Genomic DNA, 22,393 nt, shown 5'->3' on the forward strand with positions numbered 1-22,393 from the left:
ACAAGCCGCCGCGATCCGGTACTAGCGCGCCGACACCGCGATGCCGCCGACGATCAGGAGGAAGGCCAGCGCATGGTAAAGGTGGGGCGCCTCGCCCAGGAAGCTTGATGACAGCAGGGCCGTGAACAGCGGGGTCAGGTTGATGAAGAAGGAGCCCAGGGTCGGTCCGGCGCGCTGCACGCCCGCGCCCCAGCAGCGCATGGCCAGGATGGCCGGGCCGATCGCCACGTACAGCAGGGCTGCCACCACCTGCCAGCTCCAGGCGACCTCGATGCCGCCGACGAGCGCCTCGGCACCGGACAGCGCGCCGCACCACAGCACGCCATAGCCGACCTGGACCAGCAGGAAGGCGGCCCAGTCGGCGCGCACCGCCGGCACGTCGGGCTGCTGCATCAGGAGCCAGCTGTAGAAAGACCATGCGATCGTCGCCAGGATCATGTAGAGGTCGCCCGCGACCAGGCGCAGCGCCGCGAGCTGGTGGATGTCGCCGCGGCACAGCACCACCAGCACGCCGACGATGGAAAGGACCGCGCCGGCGATCTGGCGCGGCCTGACCTGCACCTTGAAGAACAGCCGGCCGACCAGCAGCATCCAGACCGGCATGCCCGAGGCGACCAGGGTGACGTTGATCGGGGTCGAGCTCTGCAGCGCCAGGTATTGCAGGGAGTTGTACAGGCCGATACCGAACAGGCCGAGCAGGCTGTAGCGGCGCCAGTTCGCCAGCGCGCCGCTGCCCTGGCGCAGGGCGGCGCGCCCGAGCGGCAGCAGGATCACCAGGGCGATGGTCCAGCGCAGCAGGTTCAGCGTCATCGGCGGCACGGCGTCGCGCACCAGGCGCCCGACGATGGCGTTGCCGGCCCAGAGCACGGGCGGCACGGTCAGGAGCAGGGCGGTCGAGGCGGTGAGTCGTCGGTTCATGGGCAGCAGGGAAAACGGCCCGCGGGACGGCGGGCCGGGAAAGGAAGGATACCGGACTTCAGCGCCGCGACGGCGTCAGCACGCTCGGCAGCGCCTTGGGCAGGGTGTCCGGATAATCGCGCGAATAATGCAGGCCGCGGCTTTCGTGGCGCGACAGCGCGCTGTTGACGATCAGCGAGGCGACGTCGACCAGGTTGCGCAGCTCCAGCAGGTCGTGCGTGATGCGGAAGTTGCGGTAATACTCGTCGATCTCTTCCTTCAGCAGCGCGATGCGGTGCTGGGCGCGCTCCAGGCGCTTGGTGGTGCGCACGATGCCGACGTAATTCCACATGAAGCGGCGCAGCTCGTCCCAGTTGTGGGCGATCACCACCTCCTCGTCGGCGTTGGTGACGCGGCTTTCGTCCCAGGGCGGCAGCGTCGGGTTCTCGACCGTCGGCGCAGCCGCGATCTGGCTGGCGCAGGCGCGGCCCACGACCACGCATTCGAGCAGCGAATTGCTGGCCAGGCGGTTGGCGCCGTGCAGGCCGGTGCAGGCCGTTTCGCCAACCGCGTACAGGCCGGGGATGTCGGTGCGTCCGGCCAGGTCCGTCACCACGCCGCCGCAGGTGAAGTGGACCGCCGGCACGACGGGAATGGGTTCCTTCGTGATGTCGATGCCCAGTTCCAGGCAGCGCGCGTAAATGGTCGGGAAGTGCTCCTTCAGGAACTCGGGGCTTTGATGGCTGATGTCGAGGTGGACGTAGTCCAGGCCGCGCTTCTTCATCTCGAAGTCGATCGCACGCGCGACCACGTCGCGCGGCGCCAGTTCGCCGCGCTCGTCGTGGGCCGGCATGAAGCGCGTGCCGGCCGCGACGCCGGCTTCCGCAGGCAGCTTCAGGACGCCGCCCTCGCCGCGGATCGCCTCGGTGATCAGGAAGGATTTCGCATACGGGTGGTAGAGGCAGGTCGGGTGGAACTGGATGAATTCCATGTTCGACACGCGGCAGCCGGCGCGCCAGGCCATCGCGATGCCGTCGCCGGTGGCGGTGTCCGGATTCGTCGTGTACAGGTAGACCTTGCCGGCGCCGCCGGTGGCCAGCACGGTGTGCTCGGCCTCGAAGGTCAGCACCTTGCCGCTCTTTTCGTCCTGGACGTAGAGGCCGTGGCAGCGCGGCTGGCCGACCAGGCTAGGGGTGCCGCCGTGTACGCCCTTGCCGGTGAGCTTGTCGGACGTGATGACGTCGATCGCGCAGTGGTGTTCGAACAGCGTGATGTTCGGGTGCGCGCGCACCTTCTGTTCGAGGGTGACCTGGACCGCGTGGCCGGTGGCGTCGGCGGCGTGGATGATGCGGCGCTGGCTGTGGCCGCCTTCGCGCGTCAGGTGGAAGCCCAGCTCGGCGGAGGCGTCGCGGGTGAAGGGCACGCCCTGTTCGATCAGCCATTCGATGGCCGCGCGTCCGTGTTCGACGATGTAGCGCGTGGCCGCCTCGTCGCACAGGCCGGCGCCGGCGACCAGGGTATCGGCGATGTGCTGGTCGTGGCTGTCGCCGGAATCGAGCACCGCGGCGATGCCCCCCTGCGCCCAGTTGCTCGCGCCGTCGAGCAGTTCACGTTTCGAGATGATCGCGACCTTGCGTGTTTGCGCGAGGTGCAAGGCGACCGACAAGCCGGCCAGACCGCTGCCGACAATTGCGACATCAAATTTCATGACAACTCTACTATTTGTACAGAGGCATCACTATAGTCGATTTGGGCCTTCCGCGTCCTGTCCCTGGGCCGTTTTCAGCCCGGTTTTCGCCGGTGTCTACCAGGAGGTCAGCCAGCTCGCGCTGGCCGCGGCCACGGCTTCGCGCCAGGCGCTGCGGCTGAAGGCGCCGTCGGCGCCGGCGATCTCGACCCGCCGGCAGCGCGCACGCTGCACTTCGAGCAGGCGCGCGCCCTGCTCGACGAGGGGCTCGCCACCGGCCAGGACCAGCAGGATGTGGCCCTCGTAGGCATCGAAGGCGCGCGCCAGATCGGGCGCAAGCGCCGGCCCGCGCAGGCCGAAGCCATGGCGCAGCACCGGCAGGTGGCGGCGCAGCAGGCTGGGAGCGTATTTGCCGATGGTGCGCAAGGTGGCGCCGTTGGCGGGGCGGCCGGCCTGGGCCAGCTCGGGATTGAACAGCGCCAGCCCGGCCACCCGCGGGTCGCCGGCCGCGTACATGGCCGCGCTGGCTGCCGCATCTCCGGCAGCGAGGATGACAGATTCTTTCATTTCGGGTACATGGATGAAAAATTCTTTCATCGCGCTGGCGATGTCGGCGCCGCCATCCTGCTCGCAGGTCCGGCCTTCGCTGTCGCCGGCCCCGAGGCGGTCGAAGCGCAGCACCGCGATCCCGCGTCCCGCCAGCAGGCGCGCGAGCAGGGTGAACTGGCGGTGGCTGCCGGTGCGGTACTGGCGGCTGTCGGCCAGCATCAGGAGGCCGCGCCCGAGCGGCCGTTCGGGCACGTCGACGATGCCGATCAGGGCATTGCCCCCGCACTGGAAGCGCAGGGCGCGTTGTTCGAGTTTCATGGACAGTCTCCCGCGAACAGCATGGTCGTGGCCTCGCGCAGCTCCGGGCAGTCGAGGTGGCCCGCCGTGTTCGCATCAGCGCTCCAGCCAGGGCTGCCGTCGAACTGGCGGTAGTACAGCGCGACGCCGGCCTCGGCCCAGTGCTCCTTCATGCGCGCGGCGCCCGCCTCGGCCCGCTGCGGCGCCGGGCCGCCGTAGCCGAACCAGTGGATGGTGCAGGGCGGCAGCGCGATCTGTGCGGCGTCGCAGGCGTCGATCGCCTTCACCAGCGGCACCGCCACTTCGTAGCCGGCGACCTCGATCACGCCGTGCACCGCGAGCTGGGCGCGCAGGGCCGAAGTGCTGCGCGGCGCGCCCGGGGCCGGATCGCGCAGCTGCTCGGACAGGCGCAGGAACTGGTTGATGCAGGTGCGTCCGCTCAGGTAGGGTTGCCAGAGCAGCAGGCGGCGCGGCTTGAGGGCGGCGGCGACGTCGAGCGCGAGCAGGCCGCCCAGGCGCAGGCCCCACAGGGTCAGCGGACCGGTGCCGCGCTCGGCCAGCCAGGCGGCGGCCAGCTCGAGGTCGGCGCGCCAGATCTGCCAGCGCCCGGCGTTGAACTCGCCGCAGCTGTCGCCGCAGCCGAACAGGTCGATCTGCAGCACGGCGTAGCCCAGTTCGGCAAAGGCGCGCGACTGCATGGCGGCCATGCGCCGGGTGCGATTCAGCTCCTCGGCAAAGGGATGAACATACAGAATGGCGCCGCGCGGCGCGACCTGGGGATTGGGCGCGTGGTACAGGCTGAAACGCGTGCCCGGCTCAGCGTCGAAAAAGAACGGTTCCACGCGCGGCGTGGTCAACAGCGGAGCATTCATGGCGCTGGCGTCTCCTGCACTGGTGCGGCCCGTCGCGGCGGTGCGCGTGTCGAAGCCGGGTTATCGGTGTCACGATCATGCATTTATGTCAATTTGACATGCTGCCCCCGGTGTTGTGTTGACTGACGACAGAGACCTTCAAGCAATATCCATTGACGCTTGTCAATGAACCCGAGGCAGATTTTCTCAATGATGAATCTTTACGCATTGCATCTTTGGAGGAGACATGGCCCAGCTGATCCATGAACTGGTCGAGCAGGCGGCAAGCCGCACACCATCCGCCACCGCCTTGCGCCAGGGCGCGGCGCGCGTCAGCTATTCCGGGCTGGCCGCCGCCGCCGCAGCGGTCTCCGGCGCGCTCGCCGGCGGCGGTGTCCAGCCCGGCGAAAGGCTGGCCGTCTGCCTGGCGCCCAGTCCCGAGGCAGTCGCGGTGCTGCTGGGCGCCTCGCATGCCGGCTGCGCCTTCGTTCCGCTCGACCCGGCGCTCGAACCCACGCGCTGCGCCGCGCACCTGCGCCACAGCGGCGCGCGCGTCCTGGTCACGGGCGCGCGGCAGCTGGCGGCGCTGGCCCCGGCCCTGGGCGACTGCGCGGCGCTGCGCACCGTGGTCGTCCTCGGCGGCGGCGCGCCGCGCGGCCTAACCCAGCGCGCCGTCGCCTGGGAGGAATGGCTGGCCGGCGCCGGCAAGGGCCCTGCGCGCGCCACGGTTCCCGCGCTCGGCGCCTTGCTCTACCAGGCGAACGAGACTGGGGAGCCGGTGGCGACCGCGCTCTCCCAGATCAACCTGATCGCGGGCGCCGCCTCGACCGCACGCTGCCTGGGGATGGTGCCGGGCGACCGCATCCTGGCCGCGCTGGCGCCGCACCATGACTACGGCCTGAATGCGCTGCTGGCGACGCTGTCGGTCGGCGCCACGGCCGTCCTCGAGGCGCCGGACTCGCCGCAGGCGCTTGCGCAGCTTCTCGAGCGCGGCGAGATCACCGGCCTCACGGCGGCCCCCGCCACCTGGGAGGCGTTGGCGGACGCTGCCTTCGGCCGGGCCGCCGACTGCCTGCGCTACATCGCCAGCGCCGGCGGCAGCCCGGGGCGCGCGGCAACCGAGGCCCTGCGCCGCACACTGCCGCGCACCCGCATCCACCTGATGTACGACGTCGGCGACGCCTGCCGCTCGACCAGCCTGATGCCGTCCCAGCTCGACGAACGGCCCGGTTCGATCGGCCGCCCGATGCCGTATTCGGACTGGCTGGTGCTGCGCGGGGACGGACGCGAATGCGCACCCGGCGAAGCCGGCGAACTGGTGCAGCGCGGTCCACTGGTGACGCTCGGCTACTGGAACGACCGCCAGCGCAGCGCCGCCCAGTTCCGCAGCCTGCCGGCCCTGCCGGGCCTGGCGCCGCGCGAGAACGGCCGCTGGCCGGGCCTGGGCGCGCGCAAGGACATGGATGGCTACCTTTACCTGGTCGATGCGCGCAGCGACACCATTACCACCGGCGGCTACCGGGTCAGCCCGCGCGAAGTCGAGAACATCGTGGTCGGCACCGGCCTGGTGGCCGAAGCGGCGGCGGTCGGGGTGGCCCATCCGGTGCTGGGCCAGGTGATCGCCGTGCTGGCAACCGCGCGGCCCGGGGCGCGCCTGGATTCGACGATCCTGTTCGGCGCCTGCCGCGCCCGGCTTCCCCATCACATGCTGCCGGCCATGGTCGACGTGCGCCGCGCACCGCTGCCGCGGGCACACGACGGCCAGATCGACCGCGCCCTGCTGGCAGGCGAACTGGCCCCGCTGTTCGCGGAGACCGCGCCATGAGCGGCCTGTGCGGATGGTTCTCGCGCGAGCCGGCGGCGCTGCCGATCGCCGAGATGGCGGCGCCCCTGCACCGGCCGCCCGCGGCGCCCCTGCACCGGCCGCCCGCGGCGACGGTGCGCTGCGGCGTCCACGCCATGGGGGCGGTGGCGCTGGCCGGCGCCCAGTTGTACCAGGAGGACGGGCTCCTGATCGCGCACTGGGGCGACCGTCCCGACACGCTCGCCCGCCTCTGGCGTACCCACGGCGCCAAGGCCTGCGCCGCGCTGTCCGGGCACTTCGCCTTTGCGATCCTGGACGAGCGGCGCGCCGAGGCCCTGCTGGCCGTGGACCGCTGCGCGACCCGCCCGCTGTACTACCAGATGGTGGGCCGCACCCTGCTGTTCGCCAGCAGCGCCGAAGCCCTGGCGCGCCATCCCGGCGCCGGGCGCGAGATCGACCCCCAGGCCGTCTACGACTACCTCTACCTGCACGCGGTGCCCGGGCCGCGCGCCATGCTCCAGGGCCAGCGCCGGCTCGCGCCCGGCGAATGCCTGCACCTGCGCGACGGCCGCGCCGAGCGCATGCGCTACTGGCGCATGCGCTATACCGAACACGCGCTCGGCACGGCGCCGCAGTCGGAACTGGCCGACGCGCTGACATGCGCCGCCGACGGCGGGCGCGACGGCCCGGGCGCGGCCGTCCTGCTCGGTGGCGGCGCCGGCAGCGCGGCCCTGGCCGGCCTGCTGCAGCGCGCCGGCGGCCAGCCGGTGCGCACCTACGCCGTCGGCTTTGCCGGCGAGGCGCCGGCCGCACTCGAACCGGCGCGCGCCAGCGCGCGCAGGCTGGGCAGCCGCCACGCCGAGGTCATGGTCGGCCCGGCCGACGTCGTCGCCGCGGTGCCGGTGCTGGCCGCTTGCAGCGACGGCCCCTGCGGCGATCCGGCAGCCGTGATGCTGCTGGCGGCGGCGCGCATGGCGCGCGCCGACGGCGCCAGCCAGCTGGCCGGCGCCCAGGGCGGGGCCCAACTGTTCGGTTGCGGCCGGCGCCAGGCCTCGGTCGCCCGGCCGGGGCGTTACGAGCGCCTGCCGGGTGCCCTGCGCCAGCTCGCCATCGAGCCGCTCCTGTTCCGTCTGGCGGTGCGCGTACCCGGGGCGTTCGCGCGCCTGCGCGAACGCATCGAGCTGTCGCTGGCGCCGGTACCGACCCGGCTGCGGCGCGCCAACGCCTTGCTCGGCTATGGGCCCGTGGTATTCGAGCCCTCCTTCCTGGAGCTCGTCGATCCGGAGGCGCCTGCGGCCCTCGAGGCGGCGGCCTGGTGGGGCGCGCAGGCGCGCAGCGCGGTCAACCGCCTGGTCGAGCTGGAAATGCGCATCGACCTGCCTTGCCGCGTGCTGCCGGCGTTTGCCGGCGCCTGCGCGGCGGCCGGCATCGACGCTTCCCATCCTTACCTGAACGACGCGGTGGTCGCAATGGCGGCGCGGCTGGCGCCTCGCCACAAGGGCGCGGACGCGCCGCGCAAACTGTTCGGCGCAGCCCTGCAGGAGCTGGTGCCGGGCCAGAGTTGGCGCAGCCCGGGCGCGCCGGTCCTGCCCTTGGGGCGCTGGCTACAGACCGACGCGGGCCTGCGCGCGCTCGCCTGCGACAGCCTGTCGGACCTGGCGCGGCGGCGCATCGTGCGGCGCGACTTCATCGACCTGCTGCTGTCGCGCCGCCTGCCGGAAGATCCGGTACTGCATGGCCGGACGGTGTGGACCCTGATGATGCTCGAGCAGTGGTTTGCGCGCCAGCGCCACGACGGCTGCGCCCATGGCGCCCGCCAGGACGCCGCCGTACCGCTGGCCGGGGTGCCCTGAGGCTGCGCCGCTCAGGCGCTTGCCGCTCGCGTGCGTCATCCTGCCGGCCCGGCTAGCGTCGCGCCGGCTCCGCCTGCTGCGCCAGCGCGTCGTAGACAGCGATATAGCTGCGCGCCATTGCGGGCAGGCTGTGATGGGCGATCACCTGGCCACGCGCGCGCGCGCCATGGCGCAGGCCCATCTCGGGAATGCGGCAGTAGTCGGCGATCGCAGCGGCCATGACCTCGGGCGACATCGGCGGCACCAGGATGCCGGTCAGGCCGGGCTGGACCAGTTCCTGGTGCACGCCGACCGCGGTCGCCACTACCGGCAGGCCGCTGGCCATCGCCGCAAGCAGGGTGTCGGGCGCGCAGGCGGCCAGCGCGGGCAGGACCATCAGGTCCATCGACCGCATCAGTTGGGCCGTGTCCTGGCGCCGGCCGGGCAGCCAGGCGCGCTCGGCCGCGCCGGCGCGCTCCAGCATGCCGCGGCATTCGGCGCGCATCGGGCCGTCGCCGACGATCAGGAGCCGCAGCCGCTGGTGGGCGGGATGCGGCGACGAGATCAGGCGCAGGAAGGCTTCCACCAGGGTGAGTTCGTTGCTGGCGCCGTCCATGGCGCCGATGCTGCCGATCACAAACGCATCGTCCTGCATGAACCCGGCGGGTCCGACCGCCGCGTGCGGGCCCAGGCGCGGATGGAACTCGACGCTGTCGACGCCGGCGGAGATATGCGTCACACGCGCCGGTTCGGCGCCGACCTGTTCGATCAGCCAGCGTTCCTGCTCCGCGCTGGCCGCGATGAAGTGCTTGACCAGGCCGCGCAGGACGCGCCGCACCAGGCCGGTCCTGGCGCGGCGCGGTAGCGGCGGCGGAAGCAGCAAGGATTCGCGGGCCACTTCGCCGTGCACGCGCAGCCTGACGCCGGCCAGCGCGGCGACCAGTTGCCCGTCCAAACTGCCGGGGCTGCGGGTATGGACCAGGTCCGGACGCAGGGAACGCAGCGCCCGGTACATGCGCAGGTAATAGGCCGGATCGAGCCCCGCACGGCGCTTCAGCTCGACCACTTCCACGCCGCGCTCGCGCAGGTGGGCGTGGAAGGCGCTATGTTCGCCCAGGCACAGGACGGCATGGCGGTAGCGCTCCGCCGGCATATGGGCGATCAGGTCGAGCAGCGCGGCGCCGGCCGCGTCCAGTTGCGGCACCAGGTGCGCAACCAGGCGTGGCGGCTCCAGGCCGGGCGCAATGGCGGCTGCGGCTTGCTTGTCCATGGCATGGTCAGCCGACGCTGGCGACGGAGTGCGCGGCGCCGCCCAGCAGGGCTGGCAGGACCGCCAGCCGGAGCTGCCAGTCGTGCTCGCGCAGGACCCGGGCCCGCGCCGCGCGCCCGACCGCGATCGGGTCGTCGACGCCGGGCAAGCCGGCAGCGGCGCCTTTCCCATGCGTGAGCAGCGCTGCGATGCGCGCGCGGAAGTCGGCGGCGCCGGCCGCGACATAGGCCTCGGGCAGATGGTGGCAGGCCAGCCCGGCGAGCGTGCGCGGCGCGGCCAGCACGGCCTTTTGCAGCGACATCGCGGCCAGCACCTGCAAGGCGCCGACGTGGGAGGTGCCGGGCGGCGCCAGGACCAGGGCGGCGTGCGCGAGCCAGGGCCGCGGGTCGGCGACGCTGCCCGTCACCACCACGCCCGGCACGCGCGCCAGGCTGCGCACGCGCGCATCGGGACGCGGCCCCACCAGGTAGAAAGCCAGCGCCGGGTCGGCCACGCGCAGCGGCGCGAATACGTCGTGCACGAACCACTGCGCCGCTTCGATGTTGATCCTCTCGTCCATGGCGCCGGCCAAGACGATCGCGCGCAAGCCCGGACGATACGGAGAGCGATGCAGGATGTGCGGCGAGTAATAGTCGGGATCGACGCCGCTGGCCAGATGCCGGGCCTTGTGCGCCGACTCCGGCGCGAACAGGCGAAAGCGGGCGACGTCGGCGGCGGTGGCGAACAGGGCGTGGTCACAGGCGGCCCCGGCGGCGCGCTCGCGCGCCAGCAACTGGCGCGCCTGGCGCCGCCACAAGACCGTAGTCGGCCAGCGGCGCGAGGCGCCATGGCGGCGGCGCTGGTCCGATTCCAGTTCGACGAAGTCGATCACCCGCACCGGCCCCGGCGGCAGCGCTTCCAGGTAAGGCCCCATGCCCGCGCCGGCCGCCAGCACCGCCGTGACCGGTTGACGCGCGCACAGGCGCGCGGCCCAGGCGGCCAGCACCGGGTCGACTTGTGCGCCACCGCCGCGTACCCGCTGCCGGAGACCCGGCGGCGCGACGAAGCAGGTTTCATGGCACAGGGCGCGCACGCGCGCGAACTGGCTGCCTTCGCGGGCAGGATCGGCCACGCAGCCCAGGTGCACGCGGAAGTGGCGCGCCAGGAAGCGCAGCATGTGAAACCAGCGCAGGCTTTGCGCGCTCCCGTCCGGCCGCGGCAGGCTGGGCGCGAGCACCAGCAGGTCGCGCGTGGGCATGAGGGGCGCCGTGGACGCGTTCATGAGGCCACCCGTTGCAGGAACGGCGGGTGCGGCCGGGTCGACTGACGGCGGTGATCGAGCTTCATCGCGGAATCTCCAGTGTAAGCCTGGCGGTGGGCGCCCAGCGCGGTGGCGTCTGATGACGCCGTCACATGAGGCTGTCGGATGATTATATGGCCGCGAAAACGATGCATTTTGTTACCCATTTTTTAGTTGACACCCGTCAAGAGTCGGGTGGCGCCGGCCGCGCGGAGACGCTACGCCAGCCGGAAATCGATCAATGCTTGTGGCAAATTTCTCTTGGTTTTGATCTATGTTTAAATGGCAAATATTTTGGATCGAGGAAGGGAACCGCCCTACGGCTGAGCTTGTCTGACTGGCACCGATACCGTTTTCGCCGTCTTCGCCAATATCGGCGCGACGCCACCCAGGAGGAACGAGCATGCTGGTTGATGAAATGCCCATCGCAACATTCGAGAGCGCGGCTGTGACGGCGCGCCCCAATCCACCCCGCCAGGGCGCGCAGCGCGCCCCGGACACCACCCGGCCCCAGCTGTTCAACGTGCGCCTGGCCACCTCAAGCGGCCGGCGCGACGACGCCGGCGTGCTGCTGCGCCGCATGTATGCCTGGCGCGGTTATGCCGTCGAGCCGGGCGAACGCAGCGATGGCGCAAGGGTGACCTTCTACGCCGAGACCGACGGCGACCTGGTCGGCACGATGAGCCTGTGCCTGGACCTGCATGGTCGCCTGCCGGCCGACGAGAACTTCGCCGACCGGCTGGCGCCGCTGCGCCGCGCCGGCCGGCGCCTGTGCGAGCCCTCGCGCCTGGCGATCGACCGGGGCATGTCGAAGCGGGTCTTCGCAGCCCTGATCCACATCTCCTACCTGTATGCCCACAAGCTGCACGGCTTTTCCGATTACGTGATCGAAGTCAATCCGCGCCACGTCGCCTTCTACCAGCGCATGCTGGGCTTTGCCGACTTCGGCGGCGAGCGTCCCTGCAGCCGGGTCGGCGCGCCCGCCGTGCTGCTGCGCCTGCCGCTGTCCCACATGGGCGCCCAGATCCGGGAATGGGGCGGGCGCTTCGACGAGCCCGGCGCCGAGCGCTCCTTCTACCCTTACTTTTTCCCGGTGCGCGAGGAAGCCGGCATCACGGCGCGCCTGGCCGCGCTGTGCGACGGCGAGGAGCGGGCATGAGCAACCTGAGCGAACTGCACGGTGTCGGACACGGGATCGGACCCGGCACGGGACTCGGCGCAGCCCTCGAAGCGATGGCGGCGGTGGTCGGCCCCGTCCACCTGCTGGCCGACGAGGCGACCCTGGCGGCCTACGCGCGCAGCACCGCGGCGCGCGCTGTGCGGCCGCTGGCGGTGGCGCGTCCGTCCAGCGCCGACGAGGTGGCGCGACTGGTACGGATCGCCGGCGCGCACGGTCTGGCGGTCTATCCCGTCAGCACCGGCAAGAACTGGGGCTATGGCGACGCTTGCGCCGTCGGCGCCGGCCAGCTGATCCTCGACATGTCGCGCATGAACCGCATCCTGCGGGTCGACCCGGAATTGGCCTATGCCGTGATCGAGCCCGGCGTGACCCAGCGCCAGCTGTCGGACTTCCTGCGCGCCCAGGGCTATCCGCTGTGGGCCGACTGCACCGGCGCGGGCCCGGATACCAGCTACATCGGCAACATCATGGAGCGTGGCTTCGGGCATTCGCCCTATGGCAACCGGCTGCAGCACGTGGCCGGGATGCAAGTGGTGCTGGCCAGCGGCGAGCTGCTCGAGACCGGCTTCGGCCACTACCGCCAGGCCAAAGCCGCTCATCTCTTTCCCTACGGTGTGGGACCTTTCCTGGACGGCCTCTTCACCCAGTCGAACATGGGGATCGTCACACGGCTGGGCATTTGGCTCATGCCCCAGGCCGAATGCGTGAACCATTTCCTGTGCAGCGTGCCCGCGCATGCCGACATCGCCCAGGTCGTCGACGCCCTGCGTCCGCTGCGCCTGGACGGCACCTTGCGCAGCATCCTGCACATCGGGAACGACATGCGCGTGCTGTCGGGCGGGCAGGTGTTTCCGCGCGAGGCCGTGCCCACGGGGGCGCGCCTGCCGCCCGGACTGCGCTCGCAACTGCGGACGGCGGGCGGCGTCGGCGCCTGGATGGTCTCGGGCGCCCTGTACGGCAGCGACGCCCAGGTGGCGGCGGCGCGCAGCGCCCTGCGGCGGGCCTTGCGTCCGACACGCGCGCGTGCCCACTTCGTCACCGCGCGCAGCCTGGAACTGGGCGCGCTGGCCGGGCGCCTGCTGGGCAAGACGCCGCTCGGGCGCCAGTTGCGCGCCCGGGTCGCGCTCGGCGAATCGCTGTTCGAGATGAACCGGGGCGTGCCGAACGGGCGCTTCCTGGCCGGCGCCTACTGGCGCCGCCGCGGCGGCCTGCCGGCCGCCTTCCCGGAAGCGGCCAACCCCGCGCGCGACAATTGCGGCCTGCTGTGGGTATCGCCGGTGCTGCCGCTGCGCGGCGAAGACCTGCTTGCCGTCCATGCGCTGGCCGAGGCCCAGTTCGAACGGCATGGCTTCGACCTGTTCGCCACCTTCAGCATGATCAACGAGCGCAGCCTCGGCGGCGTGCTGACGATAGCCTACGACAAGGACGATGCCGAAGAGACGGCGCGCGCGCGGGCCTGCCACGACGCGGTTTTCCATGAGATGTTCGACGCAGGCTATATTCCCTACCGCGTCGGCAGCCACTCGATGGCGGCGCTCGACCCGACGGGAGACAGCTACTGGCGTACCGTCGCCGCGCTGAAGACGGCGCTCGATCCGCAGGGCGTCCTGGCGCCCGGGCGCTACCAGCCGGACGTGGCGGCGCAGATGGGGTGAGCCGGGTCAGGCCGCCCTGAGCCGATCCGGCGCCGCGGTGCTTTTCCTCAGAAGCCGATGCGGCGCGCCGGCAGCGTGCGCACCACGCCGCGAAAGTCCACCGTGTGGAGCGTGACCGGCCGCCGCCAGACCCGCTCCATGTACTCGATGACACGCTCGGCCTGCTGCAGGTCCAGGCCGCGGCCGTCGTGCTGGAAGTCGTGGCGCAGTTCCAGGCTGCCGTCCGCGGCGAGCCCGGTGACCGCGATCCACGGGGCGCCATAATTGTACTTGGGCGCCAGGATCGCCTCGCGGATCGCGTGGATGTCGCGGTTGGCGAGGCGGGTTTCGCCGTCGCGGCGCGTTTCGTGGACGAACAGGTCGAGCCGCTCGGCCAGTTCCTCGTCGAGGTAGTTGCGGATGAAGCCGAAGTCGTCCTCCTCGCGCATGATGTCGCGCGCCGCCGCCAGTCCCTTGCGCTCGATGATGTGCTCCCACATCGAAAAGCCGAGATGATAGGGGTTGAGCGAAAGCGCGAGCTGCTGTCCGCTGGCGTAAGGACGCACGACATCGGAATGCGACTTGACGGCCGCAAGATACAGTTCATGCGGCAGGAAGCCGGCTTCGCGCAGCAGGCGCGCATGCCAGTAGGAGGCCCAGCCTTCGTTCATGATCTGGCAGGCGAAGATCGGGTGAAAGCAGAAGGCTTCTTCGCGCACCGCCAGGAAGATGTCGCGTTCCCACTCGGCCAGTTCCGGCCCGTACTGCGCGATGAACCACAGCAGGTCGCGCTCGGGCCGGGGCGGCAGGGGCGAACGCCGCGCGCGGGTGTCGCGTTCCGGCGGAATCGGCTCCCCGGGCAGATGGGCATAGCGGTCGTGGAAGGCGTCGGGCGCCGCTTCGGCCGGCGCGTCCAGGAATTCCGGATAGCGCGGGCGGTGCAGGGGCTGGTCGACGTCGATGTGCGCTTCGAGCGCGAGCGCGGCGTCGAGCACGGCCTCGACCCGCTCCTGCCCATGGGCGGCGAGCGCCGCTTCCAGCCGGTGCGCCCGTCCGGCGCTCTGTTCCAGGATGTGGCTGCCGGCCATGTCGAGGAAGCGCCTGAACAGCGCGTTGTTCTTGGCAAAATCGGCATGACCCAGCACGTGGGCGGTGACCAGGGTGTTCTCGGCCAGAGAATTATGCTCGAGCATGAAGGCGCGGCAAGGCTCGCCCGGGAACATCACCTCGAAGATGCGCGAATGCCCCATGTGCTGGCGCACCAGCTGGTGGATGTAGCGTACGCCGAAGGACCAGTGGCGCATCCGCACCGGTAACCCGTACACGGCGATCTCGAGCATGAAGTTGTGCGGCACCATGTCGAAATGCACGGGGGCGAAATCAAGGCCGAGTTCGACCGCCAGCGCCTCCAGGCGCGCCGCGTAATCGGCCAGCCGGGCGTCCCGTTCGCTCATGCGTGCGCCTCCCCGGCGCCGGCGTGCTCGCCGAAGAAACGGCGCAGCGCGCGCCAGACGTCGTCGCCATTGGACAGGACGCTGGCGCCGACCGGCAGGCCGCGCGTTTCCAGGTCGGAAAACATGCGCCGCATCTCGGTGTCGAGCGAACGGGTGACGCCCGGCAGGGTCTCGACAAAGCCGAGATAGTTGAACATCCCCGCCAGTTCCTTCAGGCTCTGGTGGGTAGCGCCGCGGTCCTCGGTGAAGTTCTCGCCATCGGAAGCGTAGAACAGGTAGAGGTTGGTCTGCCCGGCCAGGCGCTCGCGGCGGACGATGTCGAGCACGAGGCGGAAGGCGCTCGAGGCGATGGTGCCACCGATGCCGCTGACCTGGAAGAAGTCGGCCTCCCCGAATTCCCAGGCCTGGGTGGTATGCGCAACGAAGCGCGCGCCGACCTTCGCATACTGGCGCCGCAGGCCCTGCAGGGCAAAAAAGAAGAAGGATTTGGCCAGCTTGCGCTCGAGCTGGGTCATGCTGGCCGACACATCGACGACGAAAAAGATCAAGGCGTTCGTGGCGGGACGAGGCCGGTTCACGAGCTGGCGAAAGCGGAGGTCCTCGTCGGTGAAAGGAAGCGGATCGTCCTGTACGGCGCGGCGCTTGATTGCCTCCTTGAGCGTGCGCCGCCGGTCCAGGCGCGAGCGTGCGCCGCGCTTGTCCCAGCCCTCGCGCACCAGTTCGGTGTCGTCGATGCCGGGGCTGGGCCGGGGTTTCAGGTCGGGCAGGCGCAGGTCTTCCCACAGCCAGTCCATCACCTCGTCGATCGAGAATTCCAGCAGCAGGCGCACTTCGCCGTCCTCGTTGCCGCCGGCGCCGCCGGCATCGTCGTCGTCCTCGGCCTGGCGCAAAACATCGCCCGGTTCCCCCGGCCCCTGACCGGCGCCGCTCGAGATCCGCCCTTCGGCCAGCCGAAAGCGCGCATGTTCGAGCATGCGCACCGGCACCTGGACGCTGCGTTGCTGCGGCCCGGAAATGAAGTCGGGCCCGGCGATCAGGTCCGGCAGGTGTTCGCGCACCGCCTCGCGCACCTTCTCGTTGTGGCGCAACCAGTCACGCGCGCCGCGCGAGAACAGTTCGTACCACTCGGTGCTGATGGTGAACGCCACGGCAGTGCCTCATTCCTGGGCCAGCAGGGTGGTGACATAGTTCAGCGCCTCGCGCGCGCTGTGCGCATCATAACCGTACTCGTCGACCAGGCGCTTCTCGACGGCCGAGATCTTGGTGCGCACCTCGTCGTCCGGGCGCTTGGCCGAACTGACCAGGCGCAGCACGTCGCGCCTTTGCTCGAACAGGTACTGCTGCACGGCGTCGTTGAGCTGGATATGGCTGTCCAGCCCGAATTTGACGCCGCGCTTGTAGGCGCCCATGGCCTTGCGCACGACTTCCTGGCGGAACGATTGTTTGCCGGACTCGGAAATGTGAATTTTTTCCTCGACCGCGCGCAGGAAACGCTCGTCGGGCCGGCGCTCCTCGTTGGTGATCGGGTCCTTGATGGTGCGGTTGTCGAGCATCGCTTCGACCTCGTCGAGGTATTTGTTCAGCAGTTCGAGCGCTTCCTGCTCGAACGAGACGAACAAGGCCTTGTGCACGTCCTGCTTCACCCAGCGGTTGTAGAAATCCTTGCGGGTCAGCACGAGATAGTCGACCCATTTGCGCTTGCGCCGCGGCTCGATGCGCGCGTCGTTCTCGATTGCGTCCTTCAGGGCCAGCAACACGTCCATCGTCGACAGGCTCTTCTGGTTCGAGCCGATGATCGCGTTCGACAGCGCATTGATGACGAAGCGCGGCGACACCCCGGCCAGGCCTTCGTCGGGCGCCTTGTCCTTTTCTTTGACACGGCGGATATCGGCGCGGTTCACGCCATCGACTTCCTCGTCGGCATGAATGCGCACCTTCCTGACCAGTTCCACCTCCTTCTCGTCGCCGTCCTGGATGCGCGACAGGATCGCGAACACCGCCGCCGCATGCAGCACATGGGGGTCGAGATGGACGTCGCGGAAGGCGGGCGCGGCCGAGGAAATCAGCTTGCGGTAGATGCGTGCCTCCTCGCGGTAGTTCAGGGTATAGGGCACCTGGATGATGACCATGCGGTCGAGCAGGGCCTCGTTTTCGCTCTCCTGCAGGAATTTGCGGAATTCGGCAAGGTTGGTGTGCGCCAGGATGGTCTCGTCGAGGTAGATGAGCGGGAAGCGCGCCACCTTCACGTTCTTTTCCTGGGTCAGTGTCAGCAGGAGGTAGAGGAATTCGCGCTTGACCTTCAGGATTTCGATCATTTCCAGCACGCCGCGACTGGCGGCGTAGACCGCGCCGGACCAGGACCAGGCCCTTGGGTCGCCCTCGTCGCCGTATTGCGCCACTTTCGACAGGTCGACCGAGCCGACCAGGTCGGCCAGGTCGGCCGTGGTAGGGTCGTGCGGCGCATAGGTGCCGATGCCGCTGCGGCCCGCTTCGGAGATGAAGAAGCGCTCGACCGGCATGCGCAGGAAGTCGCCGTCGAACTGGTCCTCAAGGCGTGCGCGGCAGTGCGGGCAGGCTTCGCCGGCGATGTCGATGCCGTAGGTATTGCGGAAGGCCGCCCGCATGGTGTGCGGAATCAGGTGCAGCGGCGACTCGCGCACCGGACAGCCGGCGATGGCGTACAGGGCGCCCTCGTCGGTGTGGCTGTATTCCTCGAGGCCGCGCTTGAGCAGGATGACCAGGGTCGACTTGCCGCCGGAGGGAGGCCCGAGCAGCAGCAGGAGGCGGCGTCCGACCTCGGAGCCGCTCGCGGCCGCCTTGAAGTAGTCGAGGACGCGCTCGAGCGCCTCGTCGATGCCGAACAGGTCGTCCGCGAAGAGGCGGCAGTGGGTCTTGCCCGGTTCGTCGACACAGGTCGCGCGGATCATGTCCCAGATATATTGATGGGAGGTGCGGGCAATGCGCTGCGGCTGCTCGGGCAGGATGCTGGCCATGAACTCGGAGAAGGTGCCGGCCCAGTGGCCGGCCCGATGCTCCCTGGTGAACAGGTCCAGGCTATGCAGGAAGTTGTCGTGCCCGTCCGAATGCGCCGGACGCGCGTCGTCGCCTGGGTGCGTCACGTTTCCTCCGTTTCAAATGTGCGCGAAGAAGCGGCCCGGCCGGCCGCGCGAAGCCACAGTATCGGTGGGCACCGCTTGACGCGCCTGAGGCGCATCAACGTGCGCGACCGAACCTTGGGTGGCAAGACTGGCCTAACAGCGGCCGGGAAGAGCAAGCACTGTGCACGGAACGCGCAGGCGCCGCGGCCGTGGCGTGCTTGCGTTCGCCGCCGCACCGATGATCCGTCCACGGCCGACTAGGATGGCGCTTTAGTCAACTCTCAAGGGAATGCCATGTCCACAACGAACGCCTCCGCCCAGGCTGCCGCGCTGGCCGACAAGATCCGCTCGATGCGCTTCGCGATGTTTACCACCGTCGACGAGCACGGGCACCTGATCAGCCACCCGATGACCAACCAGGACACCGACGAGCAGGGCGGGCTCTGGTTCTACACCTCGATCCATACGCCGCTGTGGCAGAACATCGCGCTGCAACCGGAGGTGAACGTCAGCTTCGCCCAGCCGGACGACAGCCTCTATGTGTCGATCAGCGGCACCGCCGAGCGCGTGGTCGACCGGGCGCGCATCCACGCCCTGTGGAATCCGATGGTCCAGGCCTGGTTCCCGCACGGCCCCGACGACGAGCACGTGGTGCTGGTGCGCGTGGCGCCGCACAGCGCCGAGTATTGGGATTCGAACGACAGCAAGATGGTGCGCCTGTTCCAGATGGCGAAGGCGGCCGTGACGGGCACCACGCCCGACGTCGATCCTGGCGAGCACGGCACCATCAGGCTGGAAGAAGGTCAGTCCGGCCGCGCCTGAGGCGGCGAGCCGGACGGCGTTTCATCGGGAAGCGTCGGTCCGGTCCTGAGAGGCCGGCGGCAGGTCGGCTTCGGACTGGTTGGCGCCGCTTTCCGGCGAACCGAGTCCGGTGCCGGTACCGCCGCCCTGGCCGGAACGGGTGTCGAAAGCGCCGCGGGCGCCGCTTTGCATGCTGCTGTCGTCCGGCTCGGAAGCATTCCCGGCTGGTCCGGCCGGCGCAGAACCCGGAGCCGGGCGCGCGTTCGCGTCCCCAGCCCCGCCCACGTCCTGGTTGGCGGTGAGCTGCTCGCCGCCGCTGCCGCCCGTCTCGCGCTGGGTCTCGTGACTCGGCGTCGCGCCGCTCTGGCCGCTGGTGACGCCGCCGACACCGATCGTGGTGGATGGGTCGTCGCCCTGTTTACCGCTGGTATCCGTTGCTTGTGAATTCATCGTATCCTCCGTTTAAGTCCTGACCCTATTGCGTCCTGAGCCGATTATGCCCACTGGATGAGAGCACGCCATCGGCGGGTTCAGCAAGACCGTGTAGGACCACGCCGCAAGCGTCAGCGGTAGCGCTTGTAAACGCTGGCCGTACCGTCCTTCTTCACCAGCATCACCTCGTATGGTTCGCCATGGGCGGCCTCCATGCCCGGCGAACCCATCGGCATGCCGGGCACCGCCAGGCCCGCGGCGGCCGGACGGGTCGCCAGCAAGCGCTTGATGTCCGAGGCCGGCACATGGCCTTCCACCGCGTAACCCTGCACGTGGGCGGTATGGCAGGAGCCATACTGGTCGGCGATGCCGAATTTCGCGCGATAGTCGCCCGGATCGGCCACGTCCTGAGCCTTGACCGTGAAACCGTTCGCTTCCAGGTGCTTGACCCATTGCTTGCAGCAGCCGCAGCTGGCGGTCTTGTAGACCTCGATGACGGGTTGGGCGGCGCCCGCCGTGAGGGGCAGGGCGATCAGCGCCGGCAGCAGCGCGCGCGAAAGGGGTCCGAACAGCATGGTTTTCTCCAATAAGTGCATCAGGGCCCCGGCCGGGAGCGGCACGGCGGGCAAGACGAGATCCTACACCACGCCCCGGCGCGACGCACGGCTGGACTGTCCCTCGCGACATCAAGCCGCCGCCTGCACATTCGTAGTATCTTTATGGAAACGACACGAAAGCGGCGCAGTTCGCTCGACCTGGAGACTACACATGACCTCGCATCCCAGCGCCGGCGCATCGGGTGCCCCCATCCTGCCCGCGACCAGCCCCGATGCCCCGCTCGACACCGTCATCATCGGCGCCGGCTTCGGCGGCGTGTGCATGGGCGCGGCCCTGCTGCGCGCCGGACAGCAGCGCTTTCTCATCCTCGAAAAAGGGCAGGATGTCGGCGGTGTCTGGCGCGACAACACCTATCCCGGGGCCGCCTGCGACGTCCCTTCGCACCTGTATTCCTTTTCCTTCGCGCCGAATCCGGACTGGTCGCATACCTTCGCCACCCAGCCGGAGATCCATGCCTACCTGCGCGACTGTGCCCGGCGCTTCGGCCTGATGCCGTACATCCATTTCGGCCAGGCCTTGTCCGAGGCCCGCTACGACGAGCGCCGCGCTATCTGGGAGCTGACGACCGGGGACGGCGCCCGCCTGCATGCCAGGATCGTGGTGACGGCGACCGGCCTCCTGAGCCGTCCGGCCATGCCGCGTATCGAGGGCATGGGCGCCTTCCGGGGCCGCGCCTTCCATTCGGCCCAGTGGGACCACGCTTTCGACCTGGGCGGCAAGCGCGTGGCCGTGATCGGCACCGGCGCCTCGGCCACCCAGTTCGTGCCGGCGATTGCGAGCCAGGCCGGGGAGCTGCTGGTCTTCCAGCGCTCGGCTTCCTGGCTGAAACCGCGCGGCGACCGGCCCTATCCGGCCTGGCGCAAGCGGCTGTTCAGGCGCCTGCCGGCCCTGATGCGGCTGCACCGCGCGCTGATCTATACCAGGTATGAATCGCGCGCCCTGGCCTTCACCCGGTTCAAGGGACTGATGCATGTCGCGGTCGGCCGGCCCTTCCGCCGCATGCTGGCGCGCGATATCGCCGATCCGGCCCTGCGCGCGCGCCTGAGCCCGGATTACCCGATCGGCTGCAAGCGCATCCTGCTGTCCGACGATTACCTGTCGGCGTTTGCCCGGCCGAATGTCAGGCTCGTGACCGACGCGGTCGGCGTGTCGTCGCGGACGGGATCGAGACCGCCGACGGCAGGCTGCATCAGGTCGACGCGATCATCTACGGCACCGGCTTTGCCGCCACCGACTTCCTGGCGCCGATGCGTGTCACCGGTCGCGACGGACTGGACCTGAATACCGCCTGGCGCCAGGGCGCCCAGGCTTACCTCGGCACCACGGTGCCGGGTTTTCCGAACTTTTTCATGCTGTATGGCCCGAATACCAACCTTGGCCACAATTCCATTGTTTACATGTTGGAGAGCCAGGTCGCGCACATCATGCGAGCCCTGGCCGCGATGCGCGCCGCGAAAGCGACGAGCGTCGAAGCCAGCCCGGCCGCGCACCGCCGCTTCAACAGCGCGCTCCAGGCGCGGCTGGCGGCAACGGTCTGGAACGGATGCAACAGCTGGTACCTGGACCGTCATGGCCGCAACAGTGCGAACTGGCCCGGATTCAGCTTCAGCTACCGCTGGCTGGCGCGTCATGCCAGCCTGGCCGCCTACCGTTTCGCCGCTCCTTTGCCGGACCACCCCGGCGGACTGCGCATCGCCGCGCCGCGGGCAGTGATGGAACGCCTGCAGGCCGGCTTCCAGCGCGCATTCCTGCGCTGCTGCTTCCGCCCGCTGATCGGGCCGCCCTTCAAGGCCGGCACCCAGCGCGCCATCGTGGGCCTGCTCGCGCCGCTGATGCCGGGCGTGGCTGGCGTACACTGCCGCCGCCAGCGCTACCACGGTGTCCCGGTGGAGATCCTCGCCCCGGAAAGCGCTACGCCCACCCCGGGCCGGCGCGGCGTCATCCTTTACCTGCATGGCGGCGCGTTCTGCCTCGGCAGCCCGGCCACCCACCGCAGCATCACGACGCGCCTGGCGCGCGACGCCGGCCTCGCTGTCTGGGCGCCCGACTACCGGCTTGCCCCCGAACACCCGTATCCGGCCGCGCTCGACGATGTCCAGACCTGCTACGAGGCCTTGCTGGAAAGCGGTGTCGCAGCGCACGAGATCGTCCTGGCCGGCGACTCGGCCGGCGCATCGCTGGCGCTGGCCCTGGCGCTGCGCCTGCGCAATGCCGGACTGGCCTTGCCGGCCGGCCTGGCGCTGGTGTTGCCGGTTGCGGACCCGGGCCTCGATGGCGGAACCGTTGCCGCCAATGCGCGCATCGATCCCATGGTGCGCAAGGCCTGGGTCGCCCAGGGCCTGGCCTGGTATGCCTGCCCGCCGCGGGAGGGCGCCCATGCGCCGCTGGCAAGCGCACTGGATGGCTTGCCGCCGATGCTGGTGCAGGTTGGCGACCAGGAAATCCTGCATGGCGATTCGACACGCCTGGCGGCGCATGCGGGGCGCTGTGGCGTATCATGCCGGCTCGAGGTCTACGAGGAGCGCTGGCATGTGTTTCACCTGCAGGCGTTTTACCTGCGTTCGGCCCAGGACGCGATCGCGCGCCTGGCCGGATTTGCAGGCGATTGCATCGCGCGCGGCGCGGCGCCCGCCGAGAGCAGTGCCGGCCTTGCCGCCCCGGACCAGGTCAAGACACATTGATGCGCGGGCAGGCGGCGGCGACCGCAACT

General features: G+C 70.0%; 16 protein-coding genes and 1 pseudogene. 6 read left to right on the top strand and 11 right to left on the bottom strand.

Annotation, left to right across the window (positions count from 1 at the left end; genetic code table 11):
- Positions 1 to 21: 21 nt before the first annotated feature.
- The 4 genes from ACSUZJ_RS13460 to ACSUZJ_RS13475 form a co-directional block, all read right to left on the bottom strand.
- Positions 22 to 918, bottom strand: coding sequence for a DMT family transporter (locus ACSUZJ_RS13460; protein WP_499408917.1), 897 nt, complete (start codon positions 916 to 918; stop codon positions 22 to 24).
- A gap of 58 nt (positions 919 to 976) precedes the next feature.
- A complete protein-coding gene (nadB, locus tag ACSUZJ_RS13465; RefSeq protein WP_499408919.1) occupies positions 977 to 2,605 on the bottom strand; it encodes an L-aspartate oxidase in 1,629 nt (542 codons plus the stop codon).
- Positions 2,606 to 2,701: 96 nt separating this feature from the next.
- Positions 2,702 to 3,451, bottom strand: coding sequence for a serine aminopeptidase domain-containing protein (locus tag ACSUZJ_RS13470; protein WP_499408921.1), 750 nt, complete (start codon positions 3,449 to 3,451; stop codon positions 2,702 to 2,704).
- Complete coding sequence (locus tag ACSUZJ_RS13475) at positions 3,448 to 4,302, bottom strand: hydrolase 2, exosortase A system-associated (protein WP_499408923.1); 855 nt, start codon at positions 4,300 to 4,302, stop codon at positions 3,448 to 3,450. Before ACSUZJ_RS13475 ends, ACSUZJ_RS13470 begins: the two co-directional genes overlap by 4 nt.
- A 226-nt stretch (positions 4,303 to 4,528) precedes the next feature.
- Here ACSUZJ_RS13475 and ACSUZJ_RS13480 point away from each other — a divergent pair, with 226 nt between their 5' ends.
- The gene (locus ACSUZJ_RS13480; protein ID WP_499408925.1) at positions 4,529 to 6,106 is read left to right on the top strand and encodes an AMP-binding protein; all 1,578 of its coding nucleotides are present in this window, start codon (positions 4,529 to 4,531) and stop codon (positions 6,104 to 6,106) included.
- On the top strand, positions 6,103 to 7,938 hold the full coding sequence (locus ACSUZJ_RS13485) for an asparagine synthase-related protein (RefSeq protein WP_499408927.1): 1,836 nt from the start codon (positions 6,103 to 6,105) through the stop codon (positions 7,936 to 7,938). Before ACSUZJ_RS13480 ends, ACSUZJ_RS13485 begins: the two co-directional genes overlap by 4 nt.
- 52 nt (positions 7,939 to 7,990) lie before the next feature.
- Here the strand turns inward: ACSUZJ_RS13485 and ACSUZJ_RS13490 are convergent, their stop codons facing one another.
- Positions 7,991 to 9,187, bottom strand: a complete 1,197-nt coding sequence (locus tag ACSUZJ_RS13490) for a glycosyltransferase (RefSeq protein WP_499408929.1) — start codon at positions 9,185 to 9,187, stop codon at positions 7,991 to 7,993.
- A 7-nt stretch (positions 9,188 to 9,194) separates the two neighbouring features.
- A complete protein-coding gene (locus ACSUZJ_RS13495) occupies positions 9,195 to 10,448 on the bottom strand; it encodes a glycosyltransferase (RefSeq protein WP_499408931.1) in 1,254 nt (417 codons plus the stop codon).
- Positions 10,449 to 10,869: 421 nt separating this feature from the next.
- Between ACSUZJ_RS13495 and ACSUZJ_RS13500 the strand changes: the two genes are divergently transcribed.
- Positions 10,870 to 11,625, top strand: coding sequence for an N-acyl amino acid synthase FeeM domain-containing protein (locus ACSUZJ_RS13500; protein ID WP_499408933.1), 756 nt, complete (start codon positions 10,870 to 10,872; stop codon positions 11,623 to 11,625).
- Positions 11,622 to 13,301 (top strand): FAD-binding oxidoreductase, encoded by a 1,680-nt coding sequence (locus ACSUZJ_RS13505; protein ID WP_499408935.1) that lies wholly within the window; start codon positions 11,622 to 11,624, stop codon positions 13,299 to 13,301. Before ACSUZJ_RS13500 ends, ACSUZJ_RS13505 begins: the two co-directional genes overlap by 4 nt.
- A gap of 47 nt (positions 13,302 to 13,348) precedes the next feature.
- On the opposite strand, the gene ACSUZJ_RS13510 is transcribed toward ACSUZJ_RS13505, so the two are convergent.
- Genes ACSUZJ_RS13510 through ACSUZJ_RS13520 form a run of 3 tightly spaced genes read right to left on the bottom strand, consistent with a single transcriptional unit; the run spans position 13,349 to position 17,853 of the window.
- A complete protein-coding gene (locus ACSUZJ_RS13510; protein WP_499408937.1) occupies positions 13,349 to 14,734 on the bottom strand; it encodes a SpoVR family protein in 1,386 nt (461 codons plus the stop codon).
- A complete protein-coding gene (locus ACSUZJ_RS13515; protein WP_499408939.1) occupies positions 14,731 to 15,882 on the bottom strand; it encodes a DUF444 family protein in 1,152 nt (383 codons plus the stop codon). The genes ACSUZJ_RS13510 and ACSUZJ_RS13515 overlap by 4 nt, the downstream gene beginning before the upstream one ends.
- Positions 15,883 to 15,891: 9 nt before the next feature.
- Positions 15,892 to 17,853, bottom strand: coding sequence for a serine protein kinase (locus ACSUZJ_RS13520; protein WP_499408941.1), 1,962 nt, complete (start codon positions 17,851 to 17,853; stop codon positions 15,892 to 15,894).
- Positions 17,854 to 18,126: 273 nt separating this feature from the next.
- Between ACSUZJ_RS13520 and ACSUZJ_RS13525 the strand changes: the two genes are divergently transcribed.
- Positions 18,127 to 18,654 (top strand): pyridoxamine 5'-phosphate oxidase family protein, encoded by a 528-nt coding sequence (locus ACSUZJ_RS13525; protein WP_499408943.1) that lies wholly within the window; start codon positions 18,127 to 18,129, stop codon positions 18,652 to 18,654.
- Positions 18,655 to 18,675: 21 nt separating this feature from the next.
- On the opposite strand, the gene ACSUZJ_RS13530 is transcribed toward ACSUZJ_RS13525, so the two are convergent.
- Together ACSUZJ_RS13530 and ACSUZJ_RS13535 are read right to left on the bottom strand one after the other, a co-directional pair.
- The gene (locus ACSUZJ_RS13530) at positions 18,676 to 19,083 is read right to left on the bottom strand and encodes a hypothetical protein (protein WP_499408945.1); all 408 of its coding nucleotides are present in this window, start codon (positions 19,081 to 19,083) and stop codon (positions 18,676 to 18,678) included.
- A 113-nt stretch (positions 19,084 to 19,196) separates the two neighbouring features.
- Positions 19,197 to 19,640, bottom strand: coding sequence for a DUF411 domain-containing protein (locus ACSUZJ_RS13535; RefSeq protein ID WP_499408947.1), 444 nt, complete (start codon positions 19,638 to 19,640; stop codon positions 19,197 to 19,199).
- Between the two features lie 193 nt (positions 19,641 to 19,833).
- Between ACSUZJ_RS13535 and ACSUZJ_RS13540 the strand changes: the two are divergent.
- A pseudogene (locus tag ACSUZJ_RS13540) lies at positions 19,834 to 22,364 on the top strand (alpha/beta hydrolase fold domain-containing protein).
- The last annotated feature ends 29 nt before the right edge of the window (positions 22,365 to 22,393 follow it).

The sequence above is a fragment of the Telluria sp. B2 genome (assembly GCF_051789535.1).
GTDB lineage: Bacteria > Pseudomonadota > Gammaproteobacteria > Burkholderiales > Burkholderiaceae_D > Telluria.